At 65.0% G+C, this 19,341-nt stretch carries 14 protein-coding genes; 11 read left to right on the forward strand and 3 right to left on the reverse strand.

What is annotated here, in order from left to right; all coding sequences use genetic code 11:
* Nucleotides 1-95: 95 nt before the first annotated feature.
* Nucleotides 96-725, forward strand: coding sequence for an outer membrane lipoprotein chaperone LolA (gene lolA, locus ACT7B3_RS05250; protein WP_445157117.1), 630 nt, complete (start codon nucleotides 96-98; stop codon nucleotides 723-725).
* Between the two features lie 320 nt (nucleotides 726-1,045).
* On the forward strand, nucleotides 1,046-2,488 hold the full coding sequence (locus ACT7B3_RS05255) for an APC family permease (RefSeq protein WP_445157118.1): 1,443 nt from the start codon (nucleotides 1,046-1,048) through the stop codon (nucleotides 2,486-2,488).
* A gap of 71 nt (nucleotides 2,489-2,559) precedes the next feature.
* On the opposite strand, the gene ACT7B3_RS05260 is transcribed toward ACT7B3_RS05255, so the two are convergent.
* On the reverse strand, nucleotides 2,560-3,894 hold the full coding sequence (locus ACT7B3_RS05260; protein WP_445157119.1) for a replication-associated recombination protein A: 1,335 nt from the start codon (nucleotides 3,892-3,894) through the stop codon (nucleotides 2,560-2,562).
* A gap of 224 nt (nucleotides 3,895-4,118) precedes the next feature.
* Here ACT7B3_RS05260 and ACT7B3_RS05265 point away from each other — a divergent pair, with 224 nt between their 5' ends.
* The 5 genes from ACT7B3_RS05265 (at nucleotide 4,119) to ACT7B3_RS05285 (ending at nucleotide 12,852) form a co-directional block, all read left to right on the forward strand.
* The gene (locus ACT7B3_RS05265; RefSeq protein WP_444679359.1) at nucleotides 4,119-4,664 is read left to right on the forward strand and encodes a hemerythrin domain-containing protein; all 546 of its coding nucleotides are present in this window, start codon (nucleotides 4,119-4,121) and stop codon (nucleotides 4,662-4,664) included.
* A 97-nt stretch (nucleotides 4,665-4,761) separates the two neighbouring features.
* Nucleotides 4,762-5,538, forward strand: coding sequence for a glutamate racemase (murI, locus tag ACT7B3_RS05270; protein WP_445157120.1), 777 nt, complete (start codon nucleotides 4,762-4,764; stop codon nucleotides 5,536-5,538).
* 39 nt (nucleotides 5,539-5,577) lie between these two features.
* On the forward strand, nucleotides 5,578-6,687 hold the full coding sequence (gene trmA / locus ACT7B3_RS05275; protein WP_445157121.1) for a tRNA (uridine(54)-C5)-methyltransferase TrmA: 1,110 nt from the start codon (nucleotides 5,578-5,580) through the stop codon (nucleotides 6,685-6,687).
* A gap of 193 nt (nucleotides 6,688-6,880) precedes the next feature.
* Nucleotides 6,881-11,719, forward strand: a complete 4,839-nt coding sequence (locus ACT7B3_RS05280) for an NAD-glutamate dehydrogenase (RefSeq protein WP_445157122.1) — start codon at nucleotides 6,881-6,883, stop codon at nucleotides 11,717-11,719.
* 107 nt (nucleotides 11,720-11,826) lie between these two features.
* The gene (locus ACT7B3_RS05285) at nucleotides 11,827-12,852 is read left to right on the forward strand and encodes a quinone-dependent dihydroorotate dehydrogenase (protein ID WP_445157123.1); all 1,026 of its coding nucleotides are present in this window, start codon (nucleotides 11,827-11,829) and stop codon (nucleotides 12,850-12,852) included.
* Between the two features lie 90 nt (nucleotides 12,853-12,942).
* Here the strand turns inward: ACT7B3_RS05285 and rmf are convergent, their stop codons facing one another.
* On the reverse strand, nucleotides 12,943-13,149 hold the full coding sequence (gene rmf / locus ACT7B3_RS05290) for a ribosome modulation factor (protein WP_043516906.1): 207 nt from the start codon (nucleotides 13,147-13,149) through the stop codon (nucleotides 12,943-12,945).
* A gap of 277 nt (nucleotides 13,150-13,426) precedes the next feature.
* On the opposite strand from rmf, the gene rlmKL reads away from it, so the two are divergent.
* On the forward strand, nucleotides 13,427-15,619 hold the full coding sequence (gene rlmKL / locus ACT7B3_RS05295; protein ID WP_445157124.1) for a bifunctional 23S rRNA (guanine(2069)-N(7))-methyltransferase RlmK/23S rRNA (guanine(2445)-N(2))-methyltransferase RlmL: 2,193 nt from the start codon (nucleotides 13,427-13,429) through the stop codon (nucleotides 15,617-15,619).
* Complete coding sequence (locus ACT7B3_RS05300) at nucleotides 15,616-15,969, forward strand: glutaredoxin family protein (RefSeq protein WP_445157125.1); 354 nt, start codon at nucleotides 15,616-15,618, stop codon at nucleotides 15,967-15,969. The genes rlmKL and ACT7B3_RS05300 overlap by 4 nt, the downstream gene beginning before the upstream one ends.
* Before the next feature lie 18 nt (nucleotides 15,970-15,987).
* Here the strand turns inward: ACT7B3_RS05300 and ACT7B3_RS05305 are convergent, their stop codons facing one another.
* Complete coding sequence (locus ACT7B3_RS05305; protein WP_445157126.1) at nucleotides 15,988-16,269, reverse strand: hypothetical protein; 282 nt, start codon at nucleotides 16,267-16,269, stop codon at nucleotides 15,988-15,990.
* A gap of 154 nt (nucleotides 16,270-16,423) precedes the next feature.
* On the opposite strand from ACT7B3_RS05305, the gene pdxB reads away from it, so the two are divergent.
* Both pdxB and ACT7B3_RS05315 read left to right on the forward strand, forming a co-directional pair.
* The gene (pdxB, locus tag ACT7B3_RS05310) at nucleotides 16,424-17,599 is read left to right on the forward strand and encodes a 4-phosphoerythronate dehydrogenase PdxB (protein ID WP_445157127.1); all 1,176 of its coding nucleotides are present in this window, start codon (nucleotides 16,424-16,426) and stop codon (nucleotides 17,597-17,599) included.
* Between the two features lie 465 nt (nucleotides 17,600-18,064).
* Complete coding sequence (locus tag ACT7B3_RS05315; RefSeq protein ID WP_445157128.1) at nucleotides 18,065-19,315, forward strand: sensor domain-containing phosphodiesterase; 1,251 nt, start codon at nucleotides 18,065-18,067, stop codon at nucleotides 19,313-19,315.
* Nucleotides 19,316-19,341: the final 26 nt, after the last annotated feature.

Here is a 19,341-nt window from a genome sequence, read left to right on the forward strand (position 1 = left end):
CAGCAATCATGAAAGCACAGGCGGGCATGCAACCCGCCGTCATGCCGCGGGTCGGAGAGACAGGATCCATCCGGACCCGCCCAGGAGAGAGACGAATGAGCGTAAAGAAGACCTTGACCGTACTGGCACTCACCCTTGCCATGCCGGTTGTGGCCATGGCCAGTGAAGGCGCCGACCGTCTGGCGCGGATGCTGGAGCCGCTGCAGACCTACGAGGCCCGCTTCGAGCAGCAGATCCTCGATGCCAGCGGCCAGCGCCTGCAGCAGGCCAGCGGCCATATGTGGTTGTCGCGCCCTGGCAAGTTCCGCTGGGAGGTGGCCGCCCCCTATCAGCAGGAGGTAGTGTCCAATGGTAGCGAGGCCTATCTCTACGACCCCGACCTGGAGCAGGTCACGGTGCAGGCTCTGGACCAGCGGGTCACCCACACGCCGGCGCTGCTGCTGTCCGGCAGTGCCAGCGAGCTGACCGCAAATTACGAGGTCAGCCGCAGCCAGCAGGGCAGTGCCGAAACCTTCCGGCTAGTGCCGAAGACCGCCGATACCCTGTTCGAGGAGCTGGAGATGACGTTCCGCGGCGAGCAACTGCGCGGCTTGCAGATGACCGACAGCACCGGCCAGCGAACCGCTATCGAATTCCTGGACGTGCGCGCCAACCATGCTATTGACGATGGCATCTTCACCTTCGATATTCCGGCCGGTACCGATGTGATTCGCGACACGCACTGACCTTGTCGTACCTTCCCTGCGTCAGCGCCGCCCCTCGAGGCGGCGCTGTTGTTTTCTATGCCAGCGAGGGAGGTGTGTTTCCCCCAGAGGGCTGGCCGTTGTGATCATTAACGCTCACTCGGTATTGTGCAATATTCTTTACACAAAGAGGCCGGGGAGCTGTTGTCTTTCTGTATAATTCCTTGTTTTTCAGTTATTTGTTTGTTTTTTCGACTAATGTCTAGAATAAAAAATATGAAACATCCTTGATGATGCTTCTGATGTTTTTTCTCGACAGCTTGTGCAAAATTTTATGACAATATGCCAAATCTGAGAAACTTATGACTCAAGACACTACGACCTCACAGAACCAGCTGGCGCGTGTGCTGGCGCGCAAGGATGTCCTCGCCCTGGCCTTTGGGGCCATGATCGGCTGGGGCTGGATCGTGCTCACCGGCAGTTGGATCCAGACCGCCGGTAGCCTGGGCGCCATCACTGCGTTTCTTCTGGGCGGGCTGGTCATCGTGCTGGTGGGCTTGACCTATGCCGAGCTGGCCTCGGCCATGCCACAGGTCGGCGGCGAGCATGTGTACAGCTACCGGGCCATGGGCCACTTTGCCTCTTTCCTCTGTACCTGGGCGATCACCCTTGGCTATGTGAGCGTAGTCGCCTTCGAGGCCGTGGCGCTGCCGACCGTGGTCGAGCATCTGTTCCCTGGCTATGCGGTGGGGCACCTGTGGACCATCGCCGGCTGGGAGGTAAAGGCGACCTGGGTGGCGGTCGGCGTGGCAGGCTCGGTGGCAATGATGTGGGTGAACTACGTCGGTATCCGCACCGCAGCCCTGCTGCAGAAGGTGGTCACACTGTTGATTCTGGTCGTCGGCATCCTGTTCATCACCGGGGCGCTGTTTCAGGGCGAGCGTGCAACCATGGAGCCGCTGTTCAACGTTCGTGAAGGCGTCGTCGGTGGGGTGATGATGGTGATCATCATGGTGCCCTTCATGTTCGTGGGCTTCGACGTCATCCCCCAGGCGGCCGAGGAAATCAACCTGCCGTTCCGGGAGATCGGCCGGGTGCTGATGATTTCGGTGATCCTGGCGGTGTTCTGGTACTCCTTCATCATTCTGGGCACTTCGCTGATGCTGAACCCCGAGGCGCTGGCCGCCAGCTCGCTGGCCGTGCCTGATGCCATGCAGGCGGCGTTCCGTGCGCCCTGGGCCGGCACGCTGATGATCCTGGCTGGGATCGCCGGCATCGTCACCAGCTGGAACGCCTTCTACGTGGGCGGCTCGCGCGCCATCTACGCCCTGGCCCATTCGGGGATGCTGCCGGCTTTCCTGGGCAAGCTGCACCCCCGACATCGCACCCCGACCAACGCCATCCTGGTAATGGGCGTGCTCTCTTGCATCGCACCCTTCTTCGGACGACCGGCGCTGGTCTGGCTGGTGGTGGCCGGTGGCCTGGGGATCGTCATTGCCTACCTGTTCGTGGCGCTGTCGTTCGTGCTGCTGCGCCTGCGCGAGCCGGAGATGCCGCGTCCGTTCCGAGTGCGCCACGGCAAGCTGGTCGGGACTCTCTCGGTCGTCCTCTCGCTCTGCCTGATCGGGCTTTACCTGCCGGGCAGTCCGGCCGCGCTCGCCACCGTCGAGTGGATCATGTTCGCCGGCTGGATGCTGATCGGCTTGGCCCTCTACGCCTGGTCGCGGGCGCGTTATGGCACGGCCTACAGTGACGAGATGATGAACCGCGAGCTGGTCGGGGCAGACCCCTATCCAGGGCGCTGACAGCACTCTTGCGCTGTGTCACAGCCCCGGCCCGGTGCCGGGGCTGTGGTGTTTCTTCTCGGCCGGCCGCGCTACGCCTTGCCGTCCGCCTCGGCGTCGCGCTGTTCACGCCACGCCATCAGCTGTGCGTAGCGCTTCTCCTGGCCGTGTTCGGTAGGGCGGTAGAAGGCCTCGTACGGCAGCTCCTGGGGCCAGCAGTCGTGGGCGCTGCCCGCCGGATAGCCCTCTGGCTCGTGGTGGGCATAGCGATAGCCCTGACCGTGGCCGAGCGATTCCATCAGTTTGGTAGGAGCATTGCGCAGGTAGGTGGGAACCTCCAGGCGCGGCTGGGCCGCCGCGAACGCCTTGGCGCGCTTCCAGGCCTGGTCGATGGCATTGCTCTTGGGCGCGATGGAGAGGTGAATGGCGGCGTGGGCGATGGCGCGCTGGCCCTCGTAGTCACCCAGGCGCAGGTAGGCGTCCCAGGCCGCCATCACCAGCGGCAGCGCACGCGGGTCGGCATTGCCGACATCTTCGGAGGCGATGGCGGCGAGGCGGCGGATTACGTCGAGCGGGTCGCCGCCGCCCTGCAGGAAGCGAGCAATATAGAGCAGCGCCGCGTCCTGGCGCGATGAGCGGACCGACTTGTGAATCGCCGAGAGCAGGTCGTAATAGTAGTCGCCTTGCTTGTCGAAGGCGCTGGCCTGGTGGCCGATCACCGCCGCCAGGGCTTCGCGGGGCAAGCGCTCGCCTTCGCCGGCGGGTTCGGTGAAGTCGCAGGCGACCTCCAGCAGGCCCAGCGCGCGGCGGGCATCGCCAGCAGCGGCGCGGGCCAGAATGTCCAGCACCTCGTCGTCGGCAACGATGCGGCGGCTGCCCAGCCCGCGTGCTTCGTCGGCAAGGGCATGCTTGAGCACCGTCACCAGCTCAGCCTCATCGAGCATTTGCAGCACGTAGACCCGGGCGCGCGAGAGCAGGGCGGAGTTGACCTCGAAGGAGGGATTCTCGGTGGTGGCGCCGATCAGCGTCAGCAGGCCCGACTCCACATGCGGCAGCAGGGCGTCCTGCTGACTCTTGTTGAGGCGGTGGATTTCGTCGAGAAACAGCAGGGTGGCGCGGCCCTGGGCCTGTACGGCGCGGGCGCGCTCCACCGCGGCACGAATCTCCTTGACCCCGGCCATCACGGCCGACAGCCGCTCAAGGTGGGCACCGGAGTGCTCGGCCAAGATCTCGGCCAGGGTGGTCTTGCCGGTGCCTGGAGGTCCCCACAGGATCATCGAACGTACGCTGCCGCTTTCGGCCATGCGCCGCAGCGGCTTGTCCGGCCCCACCAGCGCCTGCTGGCCCACGTACTCCTCCAGTCGGCGGGGGCGCATGCGGTAGGCCAGCGGGGCGCCGGCGTCATTGGCCTGACCGAATAGATCCATGCTTCTCTCCTTGAATGCCTGGGCCGCTATTGCGCCCAGCAGGCTGAGCCTGCCTTACGACCTTGGCCGTTATGCAGAAGTGAGTCAAACGGGCTACGGTTAAACGATATCTTGCCTGAACGGGCCGCTCCGTTGACGGTTCGTTCAATGAACCTGCGCCCGTCCCGCGACTCCAACGTAAGACACCCCGCCCATCGGAAGGTAGAGGAGGCCTCGACATGCCCATGCTGACTCAATTGCGTCAGGATCATGCCAACATGGCGCGCATGTTGCACGTTCTTCAGTTGAAGCAAAAATCGCTGGCGGATGGCAATCGCCCGAACTTCAAGCAGGTTCGGGAGGTAGTCGATTACATTCTGGAGTACATGGAAGGCTTCACCGTACCGCTGGAGCGGGTCTGCGCCGAACGGCTCCAGGCGATCAGTCCGGCTTGCAAGGAAGTGACCGAGCGGCTCTCCAGCGACTACCTGGCCCTGCGCCAGCGCCTGCTGCGACTCTCCGACGACATCGATATGATCCTGATGGACGCGGTCGTGCCCATGGACCGTTTCGCCGCCGACCTCAAGGCCTATCTCGACGCGCATCGCCAATACCTGCGCGACGAGCGTGAGCTGCTGTTCCCGATGCTGCGCGAGCACTTCGACGACCGTGATATGGAGCGGCTGGCCGAGGCGCTGCCCGAGGGCGCGGCTGCCAGGCTGGAGCGCTTGCAGCAGTCCTATCCCGAGCTCTACGCCGAGCTGAAGGAGGCGCCGGAGCCGGCTACCTGAGTGCTCGGGCCGGGCAGGCCCTTTCGGCGCCACGACAGGCTGTTTAGAATGTGGGCTTTTCAGCCGTCGAGCGAGTCCGAATGAGCGACGTTGCGTCATGCCCGGCCCGATCCTGATCTTCGACTCCGGCGTCGGCGGCCTCTCGGTCGTGCCGTCGCTGCGTAGCCGCCTTCCGGGCGTGGCGCTGACCTACGCATGCGACAACGCCATGCTGCCCTACGGTACGCGGCCCAGCGCCTGGCTGGTGGAGCGCATCCTGGCCGTGTGCGAGGCGGCCGTGATCGCCAGCGGTGCCAGTGTGCTGGTGGTGGCCTGCAATACCGCCAGCACCCTGGCGCTGGACGCCCTGCGTGCCCGGCTCTCGGTCCCGGTCGTGGGCACGGTGCCGGCGATCAAGCCCGCCGCCGCGCTCAGCCGCAGCCGCCATATCGGTCTGCTGGCCACCAGCGCGACCGTCTCGCGCCCCTACACCGACCGGCTGATCGAAGCCTTTGCTGCCGACTGCCGGGTCACGCGGGTCGCCGGCGATCCGCTGGTCACCCTGGCCGAGCGGCTGTTGGCCGGCGAGGCGCCCGAGCTTGCTGCGGTGCAGGCCGTGACGGCGCCGCTGTGGGTGGCCGAGGACCTGGACACCGTAGTATTGGGGTGCACCCACTTTCCGCTGCTCGGCCAGTGGATCGCGGCCGCCGCGCCGCGCCCCATTCAACTTGTGGATTCCAGCGACGCCATTGCCAGGCGTACCCAGGACATCAGCCGAGGGCTGGCGCTGAGCCACGGGCGCGACCTGAGCCTGGCTACCGCTCCCGATGCTCGCCTGGTGCGGGCCTTGACGCGCTTTGCCTTCGAGGAGCCGCGTCCTCTCGTCGTCGGCTGATCCCACGCTTTCTTTTTCCAGCACGCGACAGGAGCTGCCGTGTCCCTTCCCGTTGTCGACCCTGCCCGCTACGACCAGCAGCTCGAGGCCAAGCGCGAGCGCATCATTCGCCAGTTCGAGCGCTTCGCACCGCCCCCTCTGGAGGTTTTCGCCTCTCCGCCGAGCCATTACCGCCAGCGCTGCGAGTTTCGCATATGGCACGAAGGCGATGACCTCTACTACGCCATGTTCGAGGTCAATCCCGACGACCCCAAGCAGAAGCGCGTGATTCGCCTCGACGACTATCCCGTCGCCAGCCATCGCATCAATGCACTGATGCCACGGCTGCGCCAGGCACTGCTGGAAAGCGATACCCTGCGTCGGCGTCTGTTCCAGGTCGAGTTCCTGACCACGCTCTCCGGTGAGGCGCTGGTCACATTGATCTACCACCGACCACTCGATGCGGAGTGGGAAGCGGCGGCGCGAGCGCTGCAGGCCCAGCTCGAGGTGTTCATCATCGGTCGCTCTCGCAAGCAGCGCCTGGTACTGGAGCGCGACCATGTGTGGGAGCGGCTGGAGGTTGAGGGGCGCACCTATCGCTATCAGCAGGTGGAGAACAGCTTTACCCAGCCCAATGCCGAGATCAGCTGCGCCATGCTGAGCTGGGCGCGGGACGTGACCCGAGACAGTCAGGCCGGCGATCTGGTGGAGCTCTACTGCGGCAACGGCAACTTCACGGTCGCCCTGGCCGAGAACTTCCGCCGCGTGCTGGCCACCGAGATCTCGCGCACCTCGGTGGCCAGTGCACGTGAAAACCTCGCCGCCAACGGCATCGACAACGTCGCGGTGGGGCGCATGTCGGCCGAGGAGTTCGCCGACGCGCTCAAGGGTGACAAGGGCGGCCGGCGAGTCGAGGAGATGGCGCTCGACGCCTACACCTTCACAACCGTGCTGGTGGACCCGCCGCGGGCCGGGCTGGATGACGCCAGCTGCGCTCAGCTCGGCGACTATTCGCGCATCGTCTATATTTCATGCAATCCCGATACGCTGGAGCGCAACCTGGAGTCGCTGTGCCGCACCCATCGCATCGCTCGCTTTGCCTTGTTCGATCAGTTTCCCTGGACGCACCACTGCGAATGCGGGGTACTGCTGGAGAAAAGGCGCGACTGATTGCCCACGTTCGTCGCCCTTTTGCAAGCGGCAATACGCTGCCTGTCGATGCACAACCGACATGCTCCATGAGAAGGCTGGCAAGTCGATGGGGTGGGGCACGGTGCTGCAGTAAGCTTGCCGCAAGTGGCTGGCAGGCCACGCTGAATCCATCCCAGGGCCGACCCACGGCCCCAGGCAGCCGAGGTGAGGAATGCAAGACGAGACGATCGATGCAGGCAGGCAGGACATTCTCAAGCAGCTGCGGGAGCGCCTGGACAGCCGGCTGCCGAAGGAGCGGGCCGACGAGGTAGAAGCCTTTGCCTGCAACTTCTACGCCACGGTGCCCCTGGAAGACCTGGCCGACCGACGGCTGGACGATCTGTATGGGGCCACGCTGTCGGTGTGGCACTTCATCCAGCAGTTTGACGCCGGCTCGCCCAAGGTCCGGGTCTTCAACCCCGATTTCGAGGAGCACGGCTGGCTGTCGTCCCACTCCTTCGTCGCCGTGCTGCATGAAGACATGCCGTTCCTCGTCGACTCCGTGCGCATCGAGCTCAACCGCCGCGGCCTCACCGTGCATGCCATCCACAATGCGGTACTGGCGGTGGAGCGTGGCGCCGACCATGCGCTCAAGCGCGTCACCTCGCCGCGTGACGCGAACGCGCCAAGCCAGCGTGAATCGCTGATCGCCATCGAGATCGATCGGCACTCGAGCAAGGCGATGCTGGCCGACATCGAACAGGCGTTGCACGATGTGCTGGGCGACGTGCGCATCGCCGTGGGCGACTACCAGGCCATGTGCGACAAGGTTTCCGAAGCCCTGCATGAGCTGCGCGTGTGCCGCCCCGAGCAGGTGAACGAGCAGGATCACGACGAGGCCATCGCCTTCCTTGAATGGCTGCTGCACGACAACTTCACCTTCCTGGGCTATGACGCCTACACCATCGCTTCCGGTGACGCTGGCGATGAACTGGTGAAGGTCGAGGACAGCGAGCTGGGCGTGTTCCGCCTGGATCTGCCACGCTACCAGGAGCGCATCCGCACCGAGCTGGGCGTCGAGGGCAACCGCTTCGTGCTGGTGCCGCAGCTGCTGTCGTTCGCCAAGAGCGCCCATCATGCCCGGGTGCATCGCCCCACCTACCCTGACTACATCTCGGTGGATCGCTACGACGAGCACGGCCGCGTCATTGGCGAGCACCGCTTCCTTGGGCTGTTCACCTCCAGCGTCTACAACGAGTCGCCGCGCAACATCCCGCTGCTGCGGCGCAAGCTCAAGGCGGTGATGGAGATTGCCGGCTTCAACCCAAAGGGTCACAACGGCAAGCAGCTGATGCAGATCCTCGAGGTCTATCCGCGTGACGATCTGTTCCAGATCGATACCCAGGAGCTGGCGCGTACGGCGCTGGGGATCCTCGACATCCGCGAGCGCCGCCGGGTCAGGCTGTTCATCCGCACCGACCGCTCCGGGCGCTTCCACTCCTGCCTGGTGTTCGTACCCCGCGACGTCTTCTCCACCGACTTGCGCATGCGCATCCAGAACCTGCTTTGCGAGGAGCTCGACGCCAACTTCGGCGACTTCAACACCTACCTCTCCGAATCGATCCTTGCCCGCATCCAGTTCATCCTGCGCTTCAACGGCGATGCGCCACGTGAGATCGACCGCAAGCGGCTCGAGGCCAAGGTGGCCCAACTGGCGCGCAGCTGGCGTGACGAGCTGCATGAAGCGCTGGTAGAAGGCTTTGGCGAGGAGCAGGCCAACCGGCTGATGGACCGTTTCCGCGATGCCTTCCCGTCCAGCTACCGCGATGACTTCGGCTCGCGTACCGCGGTCTTCGACCTGCAGTACCTGGCCGAGCTTGACGAGGGCGCCCCGCTGGCCCTGACCCTCTATCGGCTGGTCGAGGAGGAGAGCAGCGGGGTCAACCTCAAGCTGTTCCAGCGCGACCGTACCATTCCGCTCTCCGACGTGCTGCCGGTGATGGAGAACCTGGGGCTGCGCGTGATCGGCGAGCGCCCCTACGAGATCGACACACCCGAGACCCGCTACTGGCTGCACGACTTCGACCTGGAGCACCACACCGCCACCGAGGTCAGCCTGCAGCAGATGCGCGAGCCCTTCATCGAAGCGTTCAAGCGCATCTGGGTGGGCGAGGCCGAGAACGACGGCTTCAATCGCCTGGTGATCGCAGCCAACCTGGACTGGCGCGAAGTGGCCATGCTGCGTGCCTATGCGCGCTACCTTAAGCAGATCCGCTTCGGCATGTCCCAGGACTACATCGCCGCCGCGCTGACCAACTACCCCGAGATCACCCGCGAGCTGGTGACCCTGTTCAAGCTGCGCTTCGACCCCGAGCAGCGCCCGGACGAGGCGCAGATGACGGCTTGCCAGGAGCGCATCCAGCGTCATCTCGAGGGGGTGGCCAGCCTCAATGACGACCAGCTGCTGCGCCGCTTCATGGAGCTAATCCTGGCCACCCTGCGCACCAACTACTACCAGCGCAGCGCCGATGGCCAGTTCAAGGACTATATCGCCTACAAGCTGGAGCCGCGGAAGATTACCGGCATGCCCAAGCCGCGGCCGGCCTACGAGATCTTTGTCTGCTCGCCGCGGGTAGAAGGCGTGCATTTGCGCGGCGGCAAGGTGGCCCGCGGGGGGCTGCGTTGGTCGGACCGCCACGAGGACTTCCGTACCGAGGTGCTGGGGCTGGTCAAGGCACAGCAGGTCAAGAACGCCGTGATCGTGCCGGTGGGGGCCAAGGGCGGCTTTGTCTGTAAGCGCCTGCCCGAGGGCGGCGACCGCGACGCCATCCAGCAGGAGGGCATCGCCTGCTACAAGATCTTCATCCGTGCCCTGCTCGACATCACCGACAACCTGGTTGGCGGCGAGGTGGTCCCGCCGCAAGGCGTGGTGCGCCATGACGACGACGACGCCTACCTGGTGGTTGCCGCCGACAAGGGCACCGCGACCTTCTCCGACATCGCCAACGAGATCTCCGCCGAGTATGGCCACTGGCTGGGCGACGCTTTCGCCTCGGGCGGCGCCAACGGCTACGACCACAAGAAGATGGGCATCACCGCGCGTGGCGCCTGGGAGTCGGTCAAGCGGCACTTCCGCAACCTGGGGCTAAACACTCAGGAAGAGGAATTTACCGTGGTCGGCATCGGCGACATGGCCGGCGACGTATTCGGCAACGGCATGCTGCTCTCCGACAAGATTCGCCTGGTGGGCGCGTTCAATCACCTGCATATCTTCATCGACCCGACCCCCGACGCCGCGGCCACCTTCGCCGAGCGCGAGCGGCTGTTCAAGCTGCCGCGCTCCAGCTGGGAGGACTTCGATGCCTCGCTGATCTCCGAGGGCGGCGGGGTGTTCAAGCGCAGCGCCAAGTCGCTCGTCATCACGCCGCAGATGCAGCAGGCGTTCGGCATCGAGGAAGAGCGGCTGTCACCCAACGACCTCATTCGCGCCATGCTGCAGTCGCAGGTCGACCTACTTTGGAATGGCGGGATCGGCACTTACGTCAAGGGCAGCGGCGAGACCGATGCCATGGTCGGCGACAAGGCCAATGACGCGCTGCGCATCGACGGTAGCGAGCTCAACTGCCGCGTGGTCGGCGAGGGCGGCAACCTGGGCCTGACCCAGCGCGGCCGCCGCGAAGCCGCCGCCAAGGGCGTGCTGGTCAACACCGACTTCATCGACAATGCCGGTGGCGTCAACTGCTCCGACCACGAGGTCAATATCAAGATCCTCATCGACGAGGTAGTCAAGCGCGGCGACATGACCGAGAAGCAGCGCAACCAGCTGCTGGCCGACATGACCGAGGAGGTGGCTCACCTGGTCATCCTCGACAACTATCGCCAGACCCAGGCGCTGGATCTGTCGCAGATCCTGTCGCGCTACGGCATCGACCCCTACCGGCGCTTCATCAGCGAGCTGGAAGCGGCCGGCCAGCTCGACCGCGAGCTGGAGTTCCTGCCTACCGACGAGGAGCTGCAGGAACGGGCGGGCAGCGACCAGGGCATGACGCATCCGGAGCTGTCGGTGCTCATCTCCTACGCCAAGAGCGTGCTCAAGGGCCATGTCCTCGCTTCCGATGTGCCTGACGACCCCTACATCCAGCAATACGTCGAGCGTGTCTTCCCGCGAGCGCTGGCCGAGCGCTTCCACGACGAGATGTACCAGCACCGACTCAAGCGCGAGATCGTCACCACCCAGGTGGCCAATGATCTGGTCGATCACATGGGCATCGTCTTCGTGCGTCGCTTGATCGATTCGACCGGGGCGAGCCCGGCCGATATCGCACGCGCCTACATCGTGGCGCGCGACAGCTTCCAGCTCTCGACCCTGTGGGAGCGCATTGAGGCGCTGGACAACCAGGTGCCGAGCCAGGTGCAGTACGGCATGATGCTCGACCTGATGCGCCTCATCCGGCGCACTACCCGCTGGTTCCTGCGCCAGCGCCTGGGGCTCTCCACCCGCGATGCCATCGAGTACTTCGCGCCAAGGGTCGCCCAGCTGCAGGAGGACATCGGCCAGCTGCTGCGAGGTGAAGAGCGCAGCCGCTGGGAGCTCAAGCGCGACGAGCTGCTGGCGGAAGGCGTACCCGAGGAGCTGGCGGCCACGGTGGCAGCCTCGAGCAGCCTATATGGCGCTCTGGGCATCATCCAGTCGGCGCGCCAGGCCGATGAGAAGCCGCAGCGGGTGGCCGAGGTGTTCTTCGAGATCGGCAACCGCCTCGAACTGCCGTGGATGATCCAGCAGGTGAGCAACCTGGAGGTGCGCGACAGCTGGCAGGCCCAGGCCCGCGAAACCTTCCGCGACGACATCGACCGCCAGCAGCTGGCCCTTACCGTCAGCGTGCTGAAGAGCGAGCAGGGTCGCGAGCCGGATGAGCGCGTCGAGACCTGGCTGGCGGCCCACGCCTCGCTGCACGAGCGCTGGTGCCGCCTGATCGCCGAAGTGCGCGGCGGCAACCAGGCGAGCTTCCCGCTGTTCGCGGTGGCCGTGCGTGAGCTGGTTGACCTGGCCGAGAGCAACGGCGAAGGCTGATCTCGCCCTTGCCGCGAGCCGTGACGAACCCCGCCTTGGCGGGGTTCGTCGTTTCTGGCGGCGCTGCTATAATCCGCCCGCTTCCTTCCCGACCGCCCGGAGTTGCCATGTACGCGCTTGCCCGATCGATCCTCTTTCGCCTCGATGCGGAAACCGCCCACGGCCGCGCGCTCGGTGCTCTGGATCTGGCTTACCGCCTGAAGCTGGCCGGCTGCCTCGGCGGACGGCGGGTGGATGACCCGGTGTCGCTGATGGGGCTGCGCTTCCCCAACCGGGTGGGGCTGGCCGCGGGGCTGGACAAGAACGCCGACCACCTCGACGCCCTGGGCGCGCTCGGCTTCGGCTTCGTCGAGGTGGGCACCGTCACGCCCAGGGCGCAGGAAGGCAATCCCAGGCCGCGCCTGTTTCGCCTGCCCGAGCGCGGCGCCATCATCAATCGCATGGGTTTCAACAATGCCGGCGTCGACCATCTGATCGAGCGGGTGAAGGCCGCGCGCTTCAACGGCGTGATCGGCATCAACATCGGCAAGAACCTCACCACGCCGGTCGAGCGGGCGGTCGATGACTACCTGATTTGCCTGGAGAAGGTTCACGCACATGCCCACTATGTGACGGTGAACATCTCATCGCCCAACACGCCGGGGCTGCGCAACCTGCAGTTCGGTGAGCACCTGGATACCCTGCTGGGCACCCTGCGTGACGCGGGGACCCGGCTGGACCAGGCGGCCGGCCGTCGGGTGCCGCTGGCAGTGAAGATCGCGCCGGACATGAGCGACGAGGAGGTGGGACTGGTGGCCCAGAGCATCGCCCGCAGCGGTATCGATGCGGTGATCGCCGCCAACACCACCGTTGCTCGAGACGCGGTGGCTGGACTGCCCCATGCCGACGAGCAAGGCGGCCTGTCGGGGCGGCCGGTGTTCGAGGCTTCCAACCGGGTGATTCGCGAGCTGCGCCGGCACCTGCCCGAGCTGCCCATCATCGGCGTGGGCGGCATCGACAGCGGCGAGGCGGCGGTAGCCAAGGTAGCGGCCGGGGCCGACCTGGTGCAGCTCTATACCGGATTCATCTATCGCGGCCCGGCCCTGGTGGGCGAGTGCGCCGAGGCGCTGAAGGCAGGCGTGGCGCGCCGCTAGGCACAAGAAAGCCCGTGAGATTGTCACGGGCTTAGCTCATGGTATTGGCGGGTCGAACACCCGGCAATGATAGTGGTTTGGAAAAACGTGTTACAAGACCATGGGGTTCTTGTGAATCCCGGAGACACCGGTCATGCCGGCCCACTGGTCTCCTCGGCCTTCACGCCAACCACTCATCCAGTATTCACGTATATTGACATCCTGACTGGGACAGTCGTCGCGGGAGCGCCCGGATATGCCGGCCTTGTAGCCATGAAGATAGGCGCGCTGGAAGCGATCACGTTTCTGTCTTTTCATCGGATGACCTCTTGTAAAGGTACCAATTTGGGACGCACGACATGCACGCCCCGGCGTTCCACCGTTGTTCGCTAGCCGCATCAATCCATTAACGACGGCAGAGCGAGGTCATTCGGGGCCTGACGGGACCCCGGGAGAACACATGTGTCTTTACAGTAGCTACCATGACTACCTTTAGCCCATCATGGGGGGCATTGTCGACCTATGTTTCGTCATAAGACCGAGATGAAATGGTAACGAAAGTAATATACCCGGCCGAAGGGGGCGGGCATCCAGCATGAGTGAGACATCGCAACGCGCAACATCCGCCTATCTGGCAACCTGTCCCCGGGGCTTGGAAGAACTGCTGGCCGACGAACTGCGCGCGCTGGGAGCCGAGCCGCACAGGACGACGGTCGCCGGCGTGCACTTCCAGGCCGACTTGGCGACTGCCTATCGCGCCTGCCTGTGGTCGCGGCTGGCCAACCGCGTCGTGCTGTGCCTGCTGCGCGAGGAGGGGATCGAGCGCCCCGACGCGCTGCATCGGGCGGTTGGCGCCGTCGACTGGAGCCTGCACCTGCGTCCCGGCGCCACCTTGGCGGTGGATTTCCACGGTCGCAGCGAGCAGATCCGCCATACCCGCTTCGGCGCGCAGACCGTCAAGGATGGCGTGGTCGATGCCCTACAGGCACAGGGGCGGGCGCGTCCCGGCATCGACCTGCAGCGTCCGGACCTGCGTCTCTATGCGCACTTGCACCGCGGGCGGCTGACGCTAGGGGTGGACCTCTCTGGCGACAGTCTGCATCGGCGCGGCTATCGCCGCGACGTGGGCCATGCGCCGCTCAAGGAGAACCTGGCCGCGGCCCTACTGATTCGCGCCGGGTGGCCGCAGCGACTGCGCGACGGCGAGGCGCTGGTCGACCCGCTGTGTGGCGCCGGTACGCTGCTGATCGAGGCGGCGCTGATGGCCGCCGACATGGCGCCCAACCTCCATCGGGTGCGCTTCGGGTTCCATGGCTGGGCGCAGCACGACGAGGCGCTGTGGGCCGAGCTGAAACGCGAGGCCGAGGCGCGTGCCAGCATCGGCCGCAAGCGCTGTCGCAACCGGCTGTACGGCTTCGACCAGAGCCCCCCGGCGCTGGCGGCGGCCAAGGCCAACGCCATGCGTGCCGGCATCCCGGCGCTGATCCAATTTCACGGCGAGGCGCTTGGCCAGCTGCAGCGGCCGGCAGCACTGGGCGAGGCGGAGCGGGGGCTGGTGATTGCCAACCCGCCCTACGGCGAGAGGCTCGGTGAACTGCCCGAATTGGTCTCGCTTTACCAGGAGCTGGGCGAAGGGGTGCGCCGCGCCTTTCCGGGCTGGCGGCTGGCCGTGTTCACTGCAAACCCTGACCTCGGCCACCGCATCGGGCTGCGTGCCGACAAGCAGTACTCGCTGAAGAACGGCCCGCTGGAGGCCCGGCTGCTGCTGATGGACGTACCCGTCGAGAGCGGCGAGGGCCAGGCGGAAAGCCGCCCGACCCCACGCAGCGAAGGCGCGCAGATGTTCGCCAACCGCCTGGAAAAGAACCGCAAGCGGCTGAAGAAGTGGCTCAAGCAGTCGGGTGAGACCTGCTACCGCCTGTATGACGCCGACATGCCCGAGTACGCCCTGGCGGTGGATGTCTATGACGGCCGGGTCCACGTTCAGGAATATGCGCCGCCGCGCTCGATCAACCCGGCCCAGGCGCAGAAACGGCTGTTCGATGCGCTGCAGGTGATTCCCGAAGTGCTGGGCGTCGATCCCGGCCAGGTAGTGATCAAACGCCGCGAGAGGCAGAGCGGCAAGGCTCAGTACCGCAAGCAGGCCAGTACCGGGGAGCGTTTCCAGGTGCGCGAAGGGCGCGCTAGGCTGTGGGTCAATTTGCGCGACTACCTCGATACGGGGCTTTTCCTCGATCACCGGCCGGTGCGCCGCCTGCTGGGTGAAATGGCCGCCGGCAAACGCTTTCTCAACCTGTTCTGCTATACCGCCGCGGCCACGGTGCAGGCAGCGTTGGGTACGCAAGAGGCGGGCGGTGCCAGCGACAGCGTCAGCGTCGATCTCTCCAATACCTATCTGGACTGGGCGCGCGACAACTTTACCCTCAACGGTCTCGATCCGTCGCGCCACCGAGTGGTGCGCGACGACTGCCTGCGCTGGCTGGAAACCGCCAAGGCCGAGTTCGACCTGATCTTCCTCGACCCGCCGACGTTCTCCAATTCGAAGAAGATGGAAGGCACGCTGGACGTGCAGCGTGACCACGTGCGCCTGATCGAGCTGGCCATGGCGCGCCTGGCGCCGGAAGGCACCCTGGTATTCTCGAACAATCAGCGGCGCTTCCAGCTCGACCAGGCCCTGGCCGAGCGCTTTGTGGTGAAGGAGATCTCCGCGCGTACTTTCGATCCGGATTTCGAACGCCGGCCCGACTTGCACCACGTGTTTCTGCTGCGCCATAGGGAGGCGACATGACCCACCTGACCCTGTATACCACCCTGGGCTGCCACCTATGCGAGCAGCTCGAGGCGCTGCTGGGCGCTCTCCATCAGGGCGAGTATCGGTTGGAGAGGGTCGAGATCAGCGAGAGCGATGCCTTGATGGCGCGCTACGGCGTGCGCATTCCGGTGTTGATGGACGAGGCGGGCGAGGAGCTCGACCTGGGCTTCGAGGCGCCGAGGTTGGCGGCATGGCTGGCCAAGCGCGGCTGGCTGGATGAGGCAGCCTGGCAGCGCCTTGAGCAAGGGGAGGCGCTCGAGCCGGTGAGGGGGCCGGCTGCTCCCGATGCGCCTCGGCGCCCTGCTGGGCGGCGCTATCTGGCCTAGACAGGCATCCTGGTCTGGTCAGGCATCGCCCAGCAGCGACAGTTGCCGGACGGCCGCCTGGCCTTCGGTGCTTTCCGCTTCCACTTCGAGCACCTTGCGCAGGCCCCGTGACGAAAGGATGGTGGCTTCGTCGGCAAGCCACATCAGCGCCTGGTCATGATCCTCGGCCAGCATGTGCTTGAGCCCCCCGAACTGGGTGCCGATCTGGCCCCAGGCGCGGCTGAAGATCCAGTCGCCGAACATGTCCTGATGAATATGCACCAGCACATAGTCGTGGTCACTTTCCCAGCGAACGATCACATTGGCTCCACGGGGGTTGATTCGCCGCAGCATGGCGGCAGCGGGGTTGCGAGGCGGTATTGTAAGGCTTCCCGAGAAAGGGGCAAGCAGCGGGGTGCTTCGCTGAGCAGGGCCATCACTTGGGCTATGCAATTACGTTGGCAAGGAGAATGCTGTGAAACTGCTGGTGGATGCCCAGGTGCCTGGCGCCGAGGCCTGCTTCGGGCCGCTGGGCCAACTGGTGAGAATGCCGGGGCGAGCAATAGATGCCGAGGCCTTGCGCGATATCGACGGGCTGGTGATTCGCTCGATCACGCGGCTGGATGCGGCCACCATCGACACCGCCAAGGCGCAGGGCTCACCGCTGCGCTTCGTCGGCACCTGTACCATCGGGACCGATCATGTCGATCAGCTTGCCCTAGCGCGTCATGGTATTGCCTTTGCCAGCGCGCCGGGATGCAACGCCGAAGCGGTGACCGACTATGTGCTGGGCAGCCTGCTCTGCCTGGCGGAGCGTCAGGGCTGGCGCCTGGCTGAGCGGCGTATCGGCATCGTCGGTGTGGGCAACGTGGGCCGCCGAATTCAACAGCGGCTGTCGGCCATGGGTGTGAGCACGCTCGCCTGTGACCCGCCCCGCGCCGAGACCGAGGGCGCGGGAGGCTTCCATGACCTGGAGTCCCTGATCGAGGCCTGTGACGTGATCTGCCTGCACACGCCGCTGGTGCGCGAAGGCCGGCATGCCACGCGGCATCTGATGGATGCCGAGCGAATCGCGCGTCTCTCCCCCGGGACCGTGCTGCTCAATGCAGGGCGCGGCGATTGTATCGACTCCGCTGCGCTTAAACGGCGCCTGACGCAGAGCGCTGACATCAGTGCCATCCTCGATGTCTGGGAGCACGAGCCTGGCATCGACTGCGCCTTGCACGCGCTGGTGGATATCGCCACGCCGCACATTGCAGGCCATAGCCTCGATGGCAAGCTGCGCGGTACCTACCAGATCTATCGCGCCCTGGCGAACCACCTGCAGCGGCCAGTGGACCTGGATATGCAGGCCTTGCTGCCGCCGCCTCCACTGCGACAGCTGACGCTGGGACAAGGGCTGAACCGGGAAGAGGTGCTGCGGCTCTGCGTGCGCGGGGTGCACGATGTTCGACGCGACCACGACAGCTTGCGGCGCGAAAGCTACCGGTTCGGCATGGCCAAGGGCTTCGATATGTGTCGCGCCGACTATCCGTTGCGGCGCGAATTTTCCTCGCTTAGTGTGAACTGCCCCGCTGGCGAAACTGAGCTTGCCGCTTGGCTGCACGGTGCCGGCTTCCAGCAAGTTAGCGAGGCCCGAGTCGACGGGTAGCGACCCGCGTGACTTCGCAAAACTTTAGTGAATGCCGATCATGACTGGCGAGACGACAACCGTCTACAAACCGCCGGTGGTTGAGCAAGCATTCCGGCCACTCTGGTTTCGTGCCTCTCCTCTGGTGGGCCTCACACGCTGTCGTTAAGAGAGGCCAGCAGCTCGTGGGTATTAGCGGTCAGTGGTTCGTCGGCGAGTAGGTCTGCTACACCCATCACGCCATTGAGCGGCGTAGCCTCTCTGAGCGTTACCCTTCGTTCTCCTTCCTGCGGCCCGACCGAGTGAGCCTTGTCCCGCCAAAGTCTGGCATTGCTGGTGCCTTGGATAGGCGATTTTTCCTGCTTGCTTCTCTATGCTGCGTCTATGCTCTCTCGACATGGCGCATGGATGCTCAGGAAGTGAATAAAAATCAACAAAATTCAGCATGGTAGGTGGGGTATGCTCCAGACTAGTTCAGCAGCAACTTTGGCCGGTGCCCTGCGTCTCATAGGCCAGGCTGAGGAGCGTGGCGAGAGCGTCAGCGAGTCGACCGACAAGCTTTTCCAGGAGGTGGTGCAGGCCATCCGCCTGCACCTCGGTATGGAAGTTGCGTTTCTCTCTGAATTCAAGGATGGCCAGCGTGTGTTCCGGATCGTGGACCATGATGCAGCGGCGCCTTTTATCCAGGTAGGCGACGCCTCGCCGCTGACTTCGAGTTATTGCCAGCGGATCGTGGAGGGCCGGCTGTCGCAGCTGATACGCGATGCTCAGTGCGAACCGGCGGCGCTGGAACTGCCCGCCACCCGCATGATGCCAATAGGGGCGCATATCAGCGTGCCGATTCGCTTCCAGGACGGGCGTGTCTTCGGCACGCTCTGTGCCTTCGACCGGCGCGGTGACGCCACGCTCAACGACCGCGACCTCGCCATGATGCTGGTATTTGCCGATTTCATGGCGCGCCAGCTGGAGCGGGACGAGGCAGTTCGCCAGGCTGACCAAGCGCTGTGCCGGCGAATCCGTCACCTGCTCGAGACGGATGGGTTGCGAACCGTGCTGCAGCCGATACACGATCTGCGCACCCAGGCAGTGGTGGGCTATGAAGCCCTGAGCCGCTTTGCCAACACACCCGCCACCGACAAGAGCAACTGGTTTGCCGAGGCAAGCAAGGTGGAACTGCAGGTGATGCTGGAGCTGCAGGCGATTCGCTCTGCGCTGGCCTGTCTCGATGATATGCCTGAAAGCGCTTATCTCTCGCTGAACGTCTCCCCCGAGACCCTTCTTTCAGAGGCTCTCGATCCCTTGTTGAGACAGCACCCACTCGAACGACTGATGCTGGAGGTGACGGAGCACAGCGTGGTGGAAGACTACCAGGCCCTGGCCGAGGCGCTGGCTCCGCTGAGGCGAGATGGATTGCGGCTGGCCATCGATGACGCCGGTGCCGGCTATGCCAGCTTTCGCCATATCCTCAAGCTGATGCCGGATGTCATCAAGCTGGACCAGTCGCTCACGCGCAAGATCCACCGGCGTGCCGAGAGTCGGGCGCTAACGGCTGCGCTGGTGGCGTTTGCCGCGGAAACCCGCATTACGCTGGTAGCCGAAGGGGTAGAAAGGGAGGAGGAGCTGGCTTGCCTGCGTCAGATTGGTGTTGCTCTGGTCCAGGGGCACCTTCTCGGCAAGCCCCTGTCGCCGCCTGAGTGGCTCAAGCAGAAGGCGCCCGCTCAGGGGCGGGCGCCTTAGGTCTGCAAGGTAGCGTTGCGCTGATT

Source organism: Halomonas sp. E14, assembly GCF_052568415.1.

Bases quoted from the DNA above. Each gene is read 5' to 3' on its own strand.
- lolA (WP_445157117.1), top strand. From the start codon at position 96: ATGAGCGTAAAGAAGACCTTGACCGTACTGGCACTCACCCTTGCCATG.
- ACT7B3_RS05255 (WP_445157118.1), top strand. From the start codon at position 1,046: ATGACTCAAGACACTACGACCTCACAGAACCAGCTGGCGCGTGTGCTG.
- ACT7B3_RS05260 (WP_445157119.1), bottom strand. From the start codon at position 3,894: ATGGATCTATTCGGTCAGGCCAATGACGCCGGCGCCCCGCTGGCCTAC.
- ACT7B3_RS05265 (WP_444679359.1), top strand. From the start codon at position 4,119: ATGCTGACTCAATTGCGTCAGGATCATGCCAACATGGCGCGCATGTTG.
- murI (WP_445157120.1), top strand. From the start codon at position 4,762: ATGCCCGGCCCGATCCTGATCTTCGACTCCGGCGTCGGCGGCCTCTCG.
- ACT7B3_RS05280 (WP_445157122.1), top strand. From the start codon at position 6,881: ATGCAAGACGAGACGATCGATGCAGGCAGGCAGGACATTCTCAAGCAG.
- ACT7B3_RS05285 (WP_445157123.1), top strand. From the start codon at position 11,827: ATGTACGCGCTTGCCCGATCGATCCTCTTTCGCCTCGATGCGGAAACC.
- rmf (WP_043516906.1), bottom strand. From the start codon at position 13,149: ATGAAAAGACAGAAACGTGATCGCTTCCAGCGCGCCTATCTTCATGGC.
- rlmKL (WP_445157124.1), top strand. From the start codon at position 13,427: ATGAGTGAGACATCGCAACGCGCAACATCCGCCTATCTGGCAACCTGT.
- ACT7B3_RS05300 (WP_445157125.1), top strand. From the start codon at position 15,616: ATGACCCACCTGACCCTGTATACCACCCTGGGCTGCCACCTATGCGAG.